The organism is Pedobacter punctiformis, assembly GCF_027213715.1.
In the GTDB taxonomy this organism is placed as follows: Bacteria; Bacteroidota; Bacteroidia; order Sphingobacteriales; family Sphingobacteriaceae; genus Pedobacter; species Pedobacter punctiformis.
The window spans coordinates 1,211,521-1,225,612 of sequence record NZ_JAPWGM010000001.1 but is presented as its reverse complement, the minus strand read 5'-3'; the positions used below and the strand labels follow the sequence as shown (position 1 = coordinate 1,225,612).

The 14,092-nt window shown below is 36.8% G+C and carries 15 protein-coding genes; 11 read left to right on the top strand and 4 right to left on the bottom strand.

Annotated features, from left to right (window positions below; all coding sequences use genetic code 11):
* Positions 1-35: 35 nt before the first annotated feature.
* The 4 genes from O0955_RS05480 to O0955_RS05465 all read left to right on the top strand — a co-directional run bounded on the left by O0955_RS05480 (position 36) and on the right by O0955_RS05465 (position 2,924).
* Positions 36-677, top strand: a complete 642-nt coding sequence (locus O0955_RS05480; RefSeq protein WP_269426517.1) for a 4'-phosphopantetheinyl transferase family protein — start codon at positions 36-38, stop codon at positions 675-677.
* Between the two features lie 28 nt (positions 678-705).
* Positions 706-1,428 carry a lipoyl(octanoyl) transferase LipB gene (lipB, locus tag O0955_RS05475; RefSeq protein ID WP_269426516.1) on the top strand — a complete coding sequence of 241 codons (723 nt, stop codon included), beginning with the start codon at positions 706-708 and terminating at the stop codon, positions 1,426-1,428.
* A gap of 38 nt (positions 1,429-1,466) precedes the next feature.
* Complete coding sequence (locus tag O0955_RS05470; protein ID WP_269426515.1) at positions 1,467-2,183, top strand: SGNH/GDSL hydrolase family protein; 717 nt, start codon at positions 1,467-1,469, stop codon at positions 2,181-2,183.
* A gap of 486 nt (positions 2,184-2,669) precedes the next feature.
* Positions 2,670-2,924, top strand: a complete 255-nt coding sequence (locus O0955_RS05465; protein WP_269426514.1) for a hypothetical protein — start codon at positions 2,670-2,672, stop codon at positions 2,922-2,924.
* A gap of 60 nt (positions 2,925-2,984) precedes the next feature.
* Here the strand turns inward: O0955_RS05465 and O0955_RS05460 are convergent, their stop codons facing one another.
* The gene (locus O0955_RS05460) at positions 2,985-3,719 is read right to left on the bottom strand and encodes an RDD family protein (RefSeq protein WP_269426513.1); all 735 of its coding nucleotides are present in this window, start codon (positions 3,717-3,719) and stop codon (positions 2,985-2,987) included.
* 173 nt (positions 3,720-3,892) lie between these two features.
* Between O0955_RS05460 and O0955_RS05455 the strand changes: the two genes are divergently transcribed.
* Genes O0955_RS05455 through O0955_RS05430 form a run of 6 tightly spaced genes read left to right on the top strand, consistent with a single transcriptional unit; the run spans position 3,893 to position 9,980 of the window.
* Entirely contained in the window at positions 3,893-4,861 is a 969-nt protein-coding gene (locus tag O0955_RS05455) for a stage II sporulation protein M (RefSeq protein WP_269426512.1), read from the top strand.
* Complete coding sequence (locus O0955_RS05450) at positions 4,846-5,739, top strand: hypothetical protein (protein ID WP_269426511.1); 894 nt, start codon at positions 4,846-4,848, stop codon at positions 5,737-5,739. Before O0955_RS05455 ends, O0955_RS05450 begins: the two co-directional genes overlap by 16 nt.
* A 1-nt stretch (position 5,740) precedes the next feature.
* Complete coding sequence (locus O0955_RS05445) at positions 5,741-6,466, top strand: DUF4129 domain-containing protein (protein ID WP_269426510.1); 726 nt, start codon at positions 5,741-5,743, stop codon at positions 6,464-6,466.
* Positions 6,463-7,647: a DUF4350 domain-containing protein gene (locus tag O0955_RS05440; protein WP_269426509.1), complete on the top strand. Its 1,185-nt coding sequence runs from the start codon at positions 6,463-6,465 to the stop codon at positions 7,645-7,647. The genes O0955_RS05445 and O0955_RS05440 overlap by 4 nt, the downstream gene beginning before the upstream one ends.
* Positions 7,648-7,649: 2 nt before the next feature.
* The gene (locus tag O0955_RS05435; protein ID WP_269426508.1) at positions 7,650-8,627 is read left to right on the top strand and encodes an AAA family ATPase; all 978 of its coding nucleotides are present in this window, start codon (positions 7,650-7,652) and stop codon (positions 8,625-8,627) included.
* 6 nt (positions 8,628-8,633) lie between these two features.
* Entirely contained in the window at positions 8,634-9,980 is a 1,347-nt protein-coding gene (locus tag O0955_RS05430) for a DUF58 domain-containing protein (RefSeq protein ID WP_269426507.1), read from the top strand.
* Positions 9,981-10,156: 176 nt separating this feature from the next.
* Here O0955_RS05430 and O0955_RS05425 read toward each other — a convergent pair whose 3' ends face one another.
* The 3 genes from O0955_RS05425 to hutU form a co-directional block, all read right to left on the bottom strand.
* Positions 10,157-11,215: a nucleoid-associated protein gene (locus O0955_RS05425; protein ID WP_269426506.1), complete on the bottom strand. Its 1,059-nt coding sequence runs from the start codon at positions 11,213-11,215 to the stop codon at positions 10,157-10,159.
* 130 nt (positions 11,216-11,345) lie between these two features.
* The gene (locus O0955_RS05420) at positions 11,346-11,915 is read right to left on the bottom strand and encodes a TlpA family protein disulfide reductase (protein ID WP_269426505.1); all 570 of its coding nucleotides are present in this window, start codon (positions 11,913-11,915) and stop codon (positions 11,346-11,348) included.
* Positions 11,916-11,926: 11 nt separating this feature from the next.
* Positions 11,927-13,591: a urocanate hydratase gene (gene hutU / locus O0955_RS05415; RefSeq protein WP_269426504.1), complete on the bottom strand. Its 1,665-nt coding sequence runs from the start codon at positions 13,589-13,591 to the stop codon at positions 11,927-11,929.
* Between the two features lie 68 nt (positions 13,592-13,659).
* Here hutU and O0955_RS05410 point away from each other — a divergent pair, with 68 nt between their 5' ends.
* On the top strand, positions 13,660-13,992 hold the full coding sequence (locus O0955_RS05410; RefSeq protein ID WP_269426503.1) for a hypothetical protein: 333 nt from the start codon (positions 13,660-13,662) through the stop codon (positions 13,990-13,992).
* Positions 13,993-14,092 lie beyond the last annotated feature (100 nt).

Below are 14,092 nucleotides of genomic sequence, written 5' to 3'. Positions count from 1 at the left end.
TAAGATAGTTTTGCATGTTAATCCCAATTTTATAAATGCCCATAGTTTATAATAAAAATATTGATGAGCATTCGGTTCTGGCCATTTGGAAAATCGAAGAAACGGAGTCCGAATTGTTTGCCGGATTACAGCTTAAACAACACGAGCTTGATGTTATTTCTACGTTCAATAATGGAAAAAGGCTTTTGCACTGGTTAAGCACAAGGCTTTTACTCAGAACAATGCTCAATACCGCCGAATATATTGATTGTCAGTTTGATGAACACGGAAAACCTTACCTGGTTAACTTTGATTACTCGATTTCTTTAAGCCATTCCTACGATTATGCTGCGGTCATGATCAGCAAAAACCATCCGGTAGGTGTTGATATTGAACTTATTAAACATAAAATAAAAAGCATTAAACATAAATTTTTGAGTGATATAGAACTTGCTCAAAAACAAATTGGCGACAACACAGATGGCCTGTATGTTTGCTGGTGTGCCAAAGAGGCTATTTACAAATGGTACGGAAAAAAAGGTTTGGAGTTTAAGCAACACATACACATTAAGCCTTTTAAACTAAAAAGTGAAGGTAGTTTAAGTGCCGTAGTGGAATTACCGGAGGGCACCAGATCGTTAACGGTAAACTACTTTAAAACTAAAGATGGTTACATGCTTGGTTATGTGGGCGCCTAATTCAAAAATTCGCAAATAATACAATAAGATGAGTGATATCAGTACAGAAGCGGTTAAAAACACAACGGTTAACTTTGTAGACTGGGGTCTGATAGATTATCAGCAGGCCTGGGATCAGCAGGAAGATTTGCTTAATAAAACGGTTGCTGTTAAAACTGAAAACCGGGTAAACGGCACACATTTGCCTACTCCAAATCATCTTATTTTTTGCGAACATCCACATGTGTATACGCTTGGAAAAAGTGGTCATCCGGAAAACTTGTTGCTTGATGAAGCAGGCTTAAAAGAAAAACACGCTACTTATTATAAAATTAACCGTGGCGGAGACATTACCTACCACGGGCCAGGCCAAATTGTAGGTTATCCGATTTTAGATCTGGATAATTTCTTTACCGATATTCATTTATATCTCCGCACACTGGAAGAAGCCGTTATTTTAACTTTAAAAGATTACGGAATAGAATCTGGCCGTTATCCAGGTTATACAGGCGTTTGGCTGGATGCAGACAATGAAAAAGCCAGAAAAATTTGTGCAATGGGTGTTCGTTGCAGTCGTTGGGTAACCATGCATGGCTTTGCCTTTAATGTTAATGCAGATTTAAATTATTTTAAAAATATTGTTCCCTGCGGCATTGACGATAAAGCTGTAACTTCTTTAGAACAGGAACTAGGAAGAAAATTGGATATGGAAGAGGTTAAAGGAAAACTTAAAAACCACATTGCCAGTTTATTTGGAATGAAATTGATTTAATTAAAATCGCTTCAGACAAATTTTTCGTAGTTAATTCTATGAAAGTTTTATTCTGCTCCATTTTATTTTCTTTATTAACTTCGGCTTGTACAAAACAAATTAATATGCCGGCCTATCAATCTCCTGAAATGCTTTCAGACAGCAAAAGCTATACTTACCTTGCTCTTGGTGATTCTTATACCATTGGCGAACAGGTAAAACAGGAAGAATCTTTCCCTTATCAGTTACAAAATCTGTTAAGTGCAGAAAAATTTAATGTGGCAAACCCTGAAATTATTGCAACAACGGGCTGGACAACAGATGAACTGCAAAATGCAATTAAACAGGCCAATTTAACCGGAAAATATGACTTCGTTACCCTGTTGATTGGAGTTAATAATCAATACCGGAGTTATCCAGTCGAAACTTATAAAAAAGAATTTTCGGAACTGCTGCAAAAAGCAATTACGTTTGCCAACGGAGATAAAAATAAGGTTTTTGTGGTGTCCATTCCAGATTGGGGTGCTACTCCTTTTGCCAAAGATGGCCCACGAAGTGCACAAACGATCGCTCAGGAAATAGATCAGTTTAATGCCGTAAACCAGCAAATCACCCTTGCCGCTGGAGTAAGTTATACAGATATTACCCCTGCATCCAGAAATGCGGCAACAGATCTCTCTTTAGTTGCAACGGATGGATTACACCCAAGTGGCAAAATGTATAGCGCATGGGCGGCTGCTTTATTGCCAAAAGTAGTAGCTGCTTTAAAACAATAATACCCGAAGTAGAAAATAAATAATATTTAATACAATTTAAATTGATATAATTGCCGAAAGAAGCAGGCATAATCTGTTTCTATAAAAAAAATTATAAACGCTCCGTTTAAGATGGTTAAAATACCGATCCATCTTAGAAATTCTATGAATGAAATTAAATAATCCCGAAATAACCTTCGCGTTTAAAACTGTCTGGATTATTATTTCCATCCTAACTATCGCCATTCTTTTAGCCAGCAAATTTGTAAACCCTGATTATTTCAGCCTGATCCCAACCTGTACTTCAAAATTAAACCATGAAACATGCAGTTTTTGCGGAATGACCAGCGCTTTTATACAAATCAGCACTTTAAACTTTAAACAGGCATTCATCTTAAATCGCGGTAGCCTGTTTTTATTTGCCGCCATGCTGACTAATGGCCTCGTATTTTTAGCTTATTCAACATTTAAATTAATAAATCACGTTCAAACAAAAAACAGTAAATTATGAAAACAGCAGGATTAATATTTGGAATTTTATCAATACTGGGTATGCTTTTAGGCTTTATACCTTGCTTTGGGGCATTTAACTGGTTAAATATTCCATTTGCAGTAGTTGGATTAATCCTAAGTATAGTTGGATACAATCAGGAGAAAAAGATAAACATGCCTACAGGTACAGCAGTAACAGGTATTGTTTTATGTGCAATTGCTATCGTATTTGGTGGTATAAGATTAATTTTAGGCGCAGGGGTAGTTTAAAAATTTCTCAACTATATCATTAAGTCTCCCGGTGTTTGAAATGCCGGGAGCTATTGAAACTTAATCTACATTCGCCGTTATGTAGTTATAATCTTTCATAACGGTTTCCAGAAAACTCAATTCGTGCATACCGGTTGGTAAGGTAACGCTCAGGTGATTAGAAACCCGGGTTGCCATCTGATAAATTAAAGTATGATTGCCTGTTTTATAATAAGTAGTCAAAACTTCATGGATCAGTTCAATATCCCGGTCGGTCATTAAATGCACACTATCAAAAACAGGGGTATACTCTTCAACAACCGGATGAAAAGCAATTTGCTGAAATGTAGTTGCAGGTTCTGTTTTAATCAAAGTGGTTCCGGCAACAAGGTCTCCAAAACGTTGTTTATTTTCGGTTACGGCTACGCAAACCAAGCCTCCCAACTGGGCGGTTAAAGCAAAATCAACAATTCTGAATACCCAGCGCATAAAATACTGTCCTAAACTTGCCTGTGCACCATCGAGACTAATTACTTTAATTTTAAGCAGCCTCTTGCCCACACTTTGCCCGTTCATAAAAATTTCGGCCAATAAATCATAAAAAACAAAGCCTGCACCGTAAATAATTAAAAGAACCATCGGAAGAATTCCGCCCTGATCTAAAACCCCCAATATGGAAAACAGGAACAGAAAAACAAAAAAGACAATACCAAACATCGCCAAATCTATTAATCTCGCTGCAACACGTTCTCCTAAACCAGCTACGGCATAATCTATATCGATGTGCTGGCTTGTACTGACTTTAATTGTTTCCATATCTATTCAAACTTAGAAAAAATTGTTTTTAAGACATACTAAATCCCGACAATTTTATTTGGATCACTTTTACAGCAGAAATAAAAGCCTTCAAAGTAATATCCTTATATATTCTATTGACTAATAAGATTTTTGTTTTATTTTAACCAAAATTTAAAACCGGAAAATTCTTTATGAGAGAGGCGCTGTTTGTGAAGCAAAATTCTGAAAAATGGAAAGGCTATGAGCAAATGCGAACAGACAATCCGGATGAACTGGCACATCGTTTTATCGATATCACAAATGATTTAGCTTACGCCAAAACATTTTATCCAAAATCAAAAACTACGGATTATTTAAATGGCATTGCTTCGGTTTTGCACCAGGCCATTTATAAAAATAAAAAGGAAGAAAAAGGTCGTTTTGCCCGTTTCTGGAAATATGAACTGCCTTTGTTATTCTATCAGTACAGAAAACAGCTATTATATTCCTTTATTTTCTTTACCATTTCCTGTGCTATTGGGGTACTTTCTGCTAAATATGACGATTCTTTTCTGCGCATGTTTTTTGGCGATAGTTATGTTAATATGACCAACGAAAACATTGCCAAAGGCGATCCCTTCGGTGTGTATAAACAACAGGGCGAATTTCAGATGTTTTTACAAATTGCCTCAAATAATGTTTGGGTAATGTTATTAATGTTTGCCAGTGGTGCATTTTTTTCCATTGGTCCGGTATTTTTTCTGCTTCGAACAGGGATCATGATTGGCGCATTTGAGTATTTTTTCTTTAGCAAAGGTTTGGGTGTGCAATCCATTTTAGTGATCTGGATTCATGGTACCTTAGAAATCCTGGCTGCTGTTATCGCGGGTGGTGCAGGCTTGATTTTAGGAAGCGGATTATTATTCCCAAAAACACATACACGCTTAACGGCTTTAAAAAACAGTGCAAAAGATGCTTCAAAGATTGCATTAGGCATTATTCCTATTATTTTGCTGGCTGCCTTTTTTGAAAGTTTTGTTACCAGACATACAGAAATGCCCATTTGGCTAAGTATAAGCATTTTAACAGGCTCACTGACTTTTATGGTGGGTTATGTAATTATTTACCCCATAAAACTATTTAAACGTACTCAACAAGAATTACAATGGCAGGAAAAGTAGAATTTAGAAAAATACGTGAATTCGGAGAAATTATCGGAGATACCTTTCTGTTTATAAGGCAAAATTTTAAACCGCTTGGCAAGGCTTTCCTTTATTTATGTGGTATTTTTCTCATTGGCGGTGTATTAACAACCATGATGGCTCAGTTTAAACTTATAAGCGCATCCGATCAGGTAAGTATTAGCCCAGCCTACCGGAATGGTTATTTTGCTTCGGTAATTTCAAAGTTTGCCTTTCATTATTTATTAATGTATGCCTTTATGCTGCTTAGCTATATCTCTATTCATTTAACTGTTTTAAGTTATGTTGCGTTGTATGTGCAAAAGGGTAACACGGCACCAAACGTAGAAGAAGTATGGAGTTATTTTAAGTTCTATTTTTTTAGAATGTTAGGCAATACCATTGTCATGTCTCTATTCTTTATCATTTGCTTTGTTTGTTGCATTATACCCGGCATCTATGTTTTTCCGGCGATAACCTTATTTTATCCGGTTATGATTATCGAAAACGGCGCATTAGGCTATTCTTTTAACCGTACTTTTAAATTATTGAAAGAAGAATGGTGGGTTACTGCAGCAGTTTTACTAGTAATTTGGATCATTACCTACGCTTGTACAACATTTGCTCAATTACCGGGAATTATATTAATGATGATAAACACATTTACGCATGCAGGAAAACCCATTACCGCTGCCTATGCAATTATAAGTTCAATTTGCCAGTACATTGCACAAATATTTATGGTTATACCAATTATTGGCGCTACGTTAATTTACTTTAATCTGGTAGAACGTAAAGAGAGCAGCGGCTTAATGGACAGAATCGATAGCTTGGGAAAAGCAGCAGATCAAACGAATATAACCCCGGAAGAATATTAGTATGCGTTTACTGCTCATTTTAATTCTTTTCTTCAGCCTTACTACGGCCCGGGCAAAACCTGAGCAAAAACCGGTTTTGCCTAAAAAAAGCATTGTTTTAAAAACAGACAGCAGTAAAGTAGAAGTCCGTAAAATTGATTCCCAGGCGGTAAAAACTTATAGCAAACAAAAAGATTTTATTTATGACGATGTACCACCTGAAACAATAAGCTGGTGGCAACGTTTTTGGAACTGGATCGGAAACATGCTGCTTAAAGTTTTTGGTTCATCAATTGGAGGCGGGCTACTAAAATATATTTTGATAGCGCTCGGCATAGGTATTGTTGTATTTATCGTAATAAAGCTGATTGGAATAGACTTTAAATTGCTTACCGGAAAATCAAAACAGCTGGAAGTTCCATTTGAAGAGAGTCTGGAAAATATCCATGAAATAAATTTTGATGAACAAATTGAAAAAGCACTTCAAAATGGCAATTACCGTTTAGCTGTTAGGCTTTTGTATTTAAAAACCTTAAAAAGGTTAAGCGATCACGAAGTGATTACCTGGTTACCTGAAAAAACAAATCAGGCTTACATTCAGGAAATTAAAAACGAAAACGACCGGGCAGAATTCTCCAGATTAACCTACCAGTTTGAATACATCTGGTATGGAGATTTTTCTATAGATAAACAAAGTTTTGAGCCGATTCATCAATCTTTTCATCAATTCAATCTGAAAAAATCATGAGTGGATTGAAAAAATATTTGATAATTAGTACTGTGCTTTTGGTATTGTACCTGCTTGCTCAATATTTTAAACCTAAACCAACCAATTGGGCACCAACCTATTTATCAGAAGATAAAATTCCTTTTGGCACTTATATTCTGCGCCAGCGGATCAATGATATTTTTCCAAATGCCGAAATTAAAAAAACACAAAAACCGGTTTACAATACTCTAAAAGAAAAACTGGCGGGTACTTCCAATTATTTAATTATTGCCTCTAAACTTAAAATAGATAAACTTGATTACCGGGAAATGATCAGGTACATGGAAAGCGGAAATAATATTTTCATTTCTGCCTTTCAAATAAGCGGGGTTTTACCTGACACTTTAAAGCTGGATATTTCTTCAGACTTTAATATGGCTAACAAGCAAGAGAAATCTGGTATTAACTTTACCAATCCTGCACTGCATAAAAATGGAAATTATTATTTTGACAAAGGAGTCAGCCAACAATACTTTGAGAAAATAGATTCTGTAAAAGCAATTGTTTTAGGTAAAAAAGAGGATAACGAAGCCAATTTTATTCAATATAAATTTGGCAAGGGCTCTTTATTTATCATGCCTAACCCGCAGCTGTTAACCAATTATAATCTGTTAAAACCAGATGGACTGGATTATGCGTCTAAAGCATTATCCTATTTGCCCAAAGCCCAAACCATTATTTGGGATGAACATTTCACTCGTCCGGATTCGGAAGATACTTCTCCGTTAAGGGTAATATTTAATAATCCACCGTTAAAATGGGCTTATTATATTGCCCTGTTTGGATTACTTGCCTTTATTTTCTTCGAAATCAAAAGACGGCAAAGAATAATCCCGGTCATTACAAGACCGAGCAACACTTCGGTAGAATTTGTAAAAGTGGTTGGCCGGGTTTACTATCAGCAACGGGATAACCGGGATATTGCAGAGAAAAAAGTAAAGTTTTTATTTGAATACATCAGAAACAAATACAAATTAAGAACATTAGATCTAGATCAGGAATTTAAAGAAAAACTGACCAATGTATCTGATGCCGATCCGCAGACCATAGAAAACCTTTTGATAGAAATTTATCATTTAAAAAAAGGGCAAATGGTTAGCGATCAGCATTTAATTAACCTGAACAAAGTAATTGAACAATTTTATAAACAAGACCAATAAATATGGAACAGGAAATGTTTAACCAACGTACGGATTTGAGCCAGTTAAACACAGCTGTGCAACAAATTAAAGAAACGCTGGGCAAAATCATAGTTGGACAAAAAGACACAATCGATCTTTTAGTTGCGGGTTTACTGGCCGACGGGCATCTTTTATTGGAAGGTGTACCGGGAGTAGCCAAAACATTAAGTGCCAAACTGGTTGCTAAATGTATTTCTGCAACATTTTCGCGTATCCAGTTTACGCCCGATTTAATGCCTTCGGATGTATTAGGAACCGCAGTATTTAGTCCTAAAACTGCTGAATTTCAATTCAGGCAGGGCCCAATTTTTGGCAACATTATTTTAGTTGATGAAATTAACCGGGCTCCGGCAAAAACACAATCGGCCTTATTTGAGGCGATGGAAGAACGTCAGATTACCGTTGACGGGCATACTTATCTTTTAGAAGAACCTTTTATGGTTTTGGCAACGCAAAATCCCATAGAACAGGAGGGAACTTACCGTTTGCCTGAAGCACAGCTGGATCGTTTTCTTTTCAAAATCGAAGTTAAATATCCTTCATTAGAGGAAGAAATTGAGATTTTGACTAATCAGCACCAACATAAAACAGATGAGCAACTAAAGGAGATTAAAGCAGTTTTATCTGTTGAGCAGGTAAAATCGTTAAGAGCAACAATAAAAGCTTTATTTGTTGAGCCTAAATTGTTGGCTTACGCAGCACAGATTACCCACGAAACACGCAACAATAAATCGTTATATCTTGGTGCATCTCCAAGGGCATCACTCGCAATGATTAACAGTGCTAAAGCCATTGCAGCAATGGCCGGCCGTGATTTTGTAACCCCTGAAGATATTATTAAAGTGGCAACACCTGTATTGGCACACCGCGTTATGTTAAGTCCGGAAAAAGAAATGGAAGGCTTAACTCCTGCAGACATCATTGCTCAAATCATCAAAAAAATAGAGGTGCCCAGATAGCTAAACATGAAAAAAATTTTAAGAAAATATTATACAGATCTTTTTCTGACTAACAGATTATTCATCGCCCTTGGCGTTTGTGTATGCCTGTTTGTATTTTCTTTTTTCATTTCCTTTTTAGGTGATTTGCCTTATTTTCTATTCGGCGCTTTAATGGTATTGATTATCCTGGATTTCATTTTACTGTACAGAAAAAATAAAACTGTTTTCCTTAGAAGGGATACACCCGATCGTTTGAGTAATGGCGATGATAATGAGTTGAAAATATACCTTGAAAATTTTTATCCTTTTCAGATTAAAGTTGGGATTATTGATGAAATTCCTTTTCAGTTTCAAAAACGCGATTTGTGGTTTAGTACTTCATTGTCTTCAAGAGAGCAGAAAACCATAACCTATTTGCTTCGCCCTACCAAGCGTGGAGAATATGATTTCGGGCAAACCAGGCTTTATGTTCAGTCGCCCTTAGGTTTATTGAGCCGCAGATTTAACATTGGAACCAATAAAACCGTTCCGGTGTATCCGTCCTTTTTAAAGCTCAGACAGTACGAGCTCATGGCAATTTCTAATCGCCTAACCGATATTGGAATTAAGAAAATGAGAAGGATTGGTCACAGCATGGAGTTTGATCAGGTTAAAAATTATGTAGCCGGAGATGATTACAGAACTGTTAACTGGAAAGCAACAGCACGTAAAGGCGAGTTGATGGTTAATTCGTACACGGACGAGAAGGCACAGCATATTTACTGCGTAATTGATAAATCCAGAGCCATGAAAATGCCTTTTGATGGTTTAAGTCTCTTAGATTACGCCATTAATGCCAGCCTGATTTTGAGTAGTGTGGCTTTGGTCAAAGAAGATAAAGCGGGTTTAATTACCATTGCTGAAAAAACCGGAAGCGTTGTACCTGCTGACCGGAAACCGACCCAGCTTAACAAAATAATGGAAGTGCTTTACAAGGAAAAAACCCGTTACCTGGAAACCGATATGGAAGCCTTGTACATCAGTGTTCGGGCAACTTTAAAACAGCGCAGCCTGGTTATTTTCTTCACCAATTTTGAAAGTATGTCTTCATTGGAAAGACAAATGCCTCATTTAAAAAGAATAGCCAGATTCCATTTACTTTTGGTGGTATTTTTTGAGAATACAAGTTTAAAATCGCTTAGTGAAGAACCTGCTAAGGATGTTGAGGGTATTTACATTAAAACCGTGGCAGAAAAATTTGCCTACGAAAAGAAACTCATGGTAAAAGAGTTGGCCAAACATGGCATTCTGGGTCTTTTAACCTCGCCACAAAACTTAACCGTAAATGTAGTGAATCAATACCTGGCACTAAAAGCGCAGCAGAGAATTTAATCCCGAGTCTTAAGTCAGCAGTGCTTAGTGTTTAATACCTGAGTCCAATTATTATTTCTTTTAAAATCCTGTATTATAAACACAAAACCTAAGCTTAACATCATGCTGAATTTTTTCAGCATCTTTTTGATATAAAGACCCTGAAATAAATTCAGGGTGACGGACTGAGGACTAATCTATTCTTCTTCTCTAAAAAAAACTTTGTAATAATTCATCAGCTTATCATCATCGTATCCCTTTTCAATCAGCTCTTTATTGCCATGGATATAAATGTGAAAGTTCTTATCCAGTTTTAACACACTTTTATAGGCCCGGGCCTGCTTTTTAACCGCAGATTCAGCGATTTCAAAATGATCGGCAATTGGGCTTTCGTATTCTTCTTCGTAATTTTTCTTATAGTTTTTAAAAGATTCTATTCCTTCTGCACTGCCAATCACTTCGTTCCCAAATTCCTCAATATCAAAGGTTTCTTTTTCCTTAAAATATTTCATGGAACGATTCAACAAATCAATTTTATCTGCCTTACTGATCTCATAATCATCATCTAATTTTTGAGTGACAAAGTTTTTATACACCCCAAGTACATTGTTAGTTTGATTATAGCTATCGTTACGGATCTTCAATTTCAAAAATTCATCTTTCCAGTAAACTGCGCTTTCCGTACTGCGGTTGGTTTGATCTAAAACCACAACTTTATATCCTTCTTTCTGATCGGTATTAAAAATCAAACAACCTTTATCCAGTTTATTTATACTAATGGCTTCCTGTTCAAAGCTCATTCCGAAACCATCATCCTCAGGGTAAACCTTCAAATAAGTGTCTTTGGTTTCCGATTTAAAAACACCAACCACCTCCAGCTGCTCTCCTTCAATTTGCACATTGTTAAAAAATGCAACGTAAAACTCTCCGGACTTAATTTTTGGATGATTGGCAACATCATGTAAATGTTTAGCCAGTTGCTGCGAATTTTCGTGAAAGAGTTCGTTATTCTCAAAAATTTCATGTACAAAATGATAAACTTCGTTCAGTTGCAGATTATCATTAGGATGACAAAAACGATAGACTTCATTTACCTTTTCAAAAGGTTTCAAGAAATACTGCATCAACAAATTACCTAAAACCTCATCGCTAATATTTAGTGGTTTATCAGAAAGACGATAATATTCGTCCAGTATTTTATTACCGGTATGGTGGATAGAAAGTTGTTTAAGCGAAGCCTCGAAAAATGAAATCATGGCGGCAAAAGTAGTAAAAAGCCATGGGTTTAGCAGTTTTACTGATCAGTTTTTGACGCCTGATCTCGAGCGGCTTACGTCAGATTGTTTTATCTGTCTTCATTTGAAGCTGGATAGGAAACACAGAAAGTTACATGCCTTTAAGTTTATTTAAAAAATCGACAAACTTTTTATTGGAATAATCCGCTACTCCTTCATGGCGGAAAGATAAGCGACCTTGCTTATCAAAGATTACCGTAGTTGGTAAAGAACTCTCAAATATCTGTTTCGGAATATCACTTTCTATTTTATAAACCGGCAATTCATATTTGCGATCAAGCATAAATTTCGATGATTTCGCCAAATCCCCATCAGCATCTGCAAAAAGGAAAACAACATTTTTATCGTCTTTAAACTGGCTATACAGTTTATTAATTGATGGCATTTCGGCCCTGCATGGCGGACACCAGGTTGCCCAAAAATTTAAAAAGATAACTTTACCCTTTAAATCGCCTAAATCTACCACTTCGCCTTTTGTATTTTTAAACCGGATTCCGTTTAAATTGCCAGCGCTTTTTTTGGTTTCTTCAATTTTTGGCGAATAAAAACCCACTTTCATTAAGCCCTGAATTAATAGTGCCTTTGCATCGGGCACAAAAATAATCACCAGCAGTAAAACAATAATTAAGGTGTTAAAGATGTTCTTTTTTATAAATTTCATTTTTTCACTAATTATAACCCTAATCTAAACTTACGGGCGGTATCTTTTGCGATATCGTATCCTGCATCAGCATGACGGATTACGCCCATTGCAGGATCATTATGCAAAACTCTTTTTAAACGAACTGCTGCTTCATCTGTTCCATCAGCAACAATTACCATACCTGCATGAATAGAATATCCTATTCCAACACCACCACCATGGTGTAAGGAAACCCAACTGGCTCCTCCGGCGGTATTAATCAGTGCATTTAAAACCGGCCAGTCTGCTACCGCATCAGATCCATCCAGCATGGCTTCCGTTTCGCGATTTGGAGAAGCTACAGAGCCTGTATCCAAATGGTCACGACCGATTACAATTGGTGCTTTTACTTTACCTTCTGCAACCAGTTTATTAAAAGCTAAACCAGCCTTCTCTCTTTCACCCTGTCCTAACCAGCAAATTCTGGCTGGCAAACCCTGAAAAGCAATACGCTCCTGTGCCATTTTTATCCAGCGGTGCAAACTTTCATTTTCAGGAAAAAGTTCCAAAATCAATTTATCTGTTTCATATATATCCTGCGGATCGCCACTTAAAGCAGCCCATCTGAATGGTCCTTTTCCCTCACAAAATAACGGACGGATATAAGCAGGTACAAAGCCAGGGAAATCAAAGGCATTTTCTACACCAACTTCTAAAGCTCTTCCACGCAGATTATTTCCATAATCGAAAGTTATTGCACCGCTTTTTTGCAATTCGAGCATTTGCCTTACATGCCTGGCCATTGTTGCATAAGATTTTTTCACATATTCTTCCGGGTTGTCTTTACGTAAAACCGCAGCTTCATCAACACTTAATCCTTCAGGGAAATATCCGATTAAAGGATCGTGTGCAGACGTTTGATCCGTTAAGGTATCAGGCGTTATGCCACGGTCAATCAATCTTTGCAGCAATTCTACAGCATTACAAACCACACCGATAGATATTGCCTTTTCGTCTTTTTTATAAGCTAAAGCTTTATCAATGGCTTCATCCAGATCAAAAATAATTTCATCAATATAACGGGTTTCCAGTCGCTTACGAATGCGCCATTCTTCTACATCAGCCGCCAAACACACACCTTCATTCATGGTTATGGCTAATGGCTGTGCACCTCCCATACCACCTAAACCGGCAGTAACATTAAGTTTGCCTTTTAAACTGCCATTAAAGTGTTTTTTAGCCAGGGCCGCATAGGTTTCGTAAGTTCCCTGCACAATACCCTGCGAACCAATATAAATCCACGAGCCGGCAGTCATCTGGCCATACATCATCAGCCCCTTATCTTCCAGTTCATCAAAGTGCTTTTGAGTAGCCCATTTTGGAACCAGCTGCGAATTTGAAATTAAAACCCGTGGTGCATCTTTATGTGTAGGCAATATCGCCACCGGTTTACCCGATTGAACCAGAAGCGTTTCATTATCTTCTAATTCTTTAAGTGCTTTTATAATTAAGCTTAATGATTCCTTATTTCGGGCGGCTTTACCACGACCTCCATAAACAATTAAATCCTCTGGTCTTTCGGCCACATCCGGATCTAAATTGTTTAACAACATACGTAATGCGGCTTCCTGAATCCAGCCTTTGCAATTTAATGCTGAGCCTGTTGGTGTTTGTTTTTGGTTTAAATTTAAACCGTTGGTTAGAGAGGTAGTCATATTTACTATAAAAGCAATGTTACGCTCCAAAGATATATATTTGGATACTATTTACTACTTTTGGCTTATTGAAAAAGCAGAAACAACATATTAAAAAATATTTATCAGCTATTATGCTGGTTGTTTTTGCTATTGCATTAACACCCTGGAACCTGATTCATCACCATGAACCTGTTCCGGCTGCAGCAAAAGAAATTAATTGCAAACACTTAAGTCACGTTCAGGCACATGCTGATAACTGCTTAATTTGTAATGCCGGTTTTGAAAAAAACTATGTTCAAACCCATCACCTGTATAAAATCTTTCTTTCGGCAAAATTATTCGCACAAACCGACCCGGTTTTGCAACGCCTTTATACCGAATTAAAAAGAACCAATTTACGGGGCCCTCCTTTAGTTTAATTTTTTAAATCTTCACAAACACTCAGGATGTTTGTTTTCCAGTATTTATTAATGTTATACCGTGGTATTCTGTTCTGTAACAGGATTTTTCAGGCTATTT

Excerpts from the sequence above, each read along its gene's own strand:
- O0955_RS05455 (WP_269426512.1), top strand. The coding sequence starts at position 3,893 with ATGAGAGAGGCGCTGTTTGTGAAGCAAAATTCTGAAAAATGGAAAGGC.
- O0955_RS05445 (WP_269426510.1), top strand. The coding sequence starts at position 5,741 with ATGCGTTTACTGCTCATTTTAATTCTTTTCTTCAGCCTTACTACGGCC.
- O0955_RS05465 (WP_269426514.1), top strand. The coding sequence starts at position 2,670 with ATGAAAACAGCAGGATTAATATTTGGAATTTTATCAATACTGGGTATG.
- O0955_RS05480 (WP_269426517.1), top strand. The coding sequence starts at position 36 with ATGCCCATAGTTTATAATAAAAATATTGATGAGCATTCGGTTCTGGCC.
- O0955_RS05450 (WP_269426511.1), top strand. The coding sequence starts at position 4,846 with ATGGCAGGAAAAGTAGAATTTAGAAAAATACGTGAATTCGGAGAAATT.
- O0955_RS05440 (WP_269426509.1), top strand. The coding sequence starts at position 6,463 with ATGAGTGGATTGAAAAAATATTTGATAATTAGTACTGTGCTTTTGGTA.
- O0955_RS05435 (WP_269426508.1), top strand. The coding sequence starts at position 7,650 with ATGGAACAGGAAATGTTTAACCAACGTACGGATTTGAGCCAGTTAAAC.
- O0955_RS05425 (WP_269426506.1), bottom strand. The coding sequence starts at position 11,215 with ATGATTTCATTTTTCGAGGCTTCGCTTAAACAACTTTCTATCCACCAT.
- O0955_RS05420 (WP_269426505.1), bottom strand. The coding sequence starts at position 11,915 with ATGAAATTTATAAAAAAGAACATCTTTAACACCTTAATTATTGTTTTA.
- O0955_RS05430 (WP_269426507.1), top strand. The coding sequence starts at position 8,634 with ATGAAAAAAATTTTAAGAAAATATTATACAGATCTTTTTCTGACTAAC.
- O0955_RS05460 (WP_269426513.1), bottom strand. The coding sequence starts at position 3,719 with ATGGAAACAATTAAAGTCAGTACAAGCCAGCACATCGATATAGATTAT.
- O0955_RS05470 (WP_269426515.1), top strand. The coding sequence starts at position 1,467 with ATGAAAGTTTTATTCTGCTCCATTTTATTTTCTTTATTAACTTCGGCT.
- hutU (WP_269426504.1), bottom strand. The coding sequence starts at position 13,591 with ATGACTACCTCTCTAACCAACGGTTTAAATTTAAACCAAAAACAAACA.
- lipB (WP_269426516.1), top strand. The coding sequence starts at position 706 with ATGAGTGATATCAGTACAGAAGCGGTTAAAAACACAACGGTTAACTTT.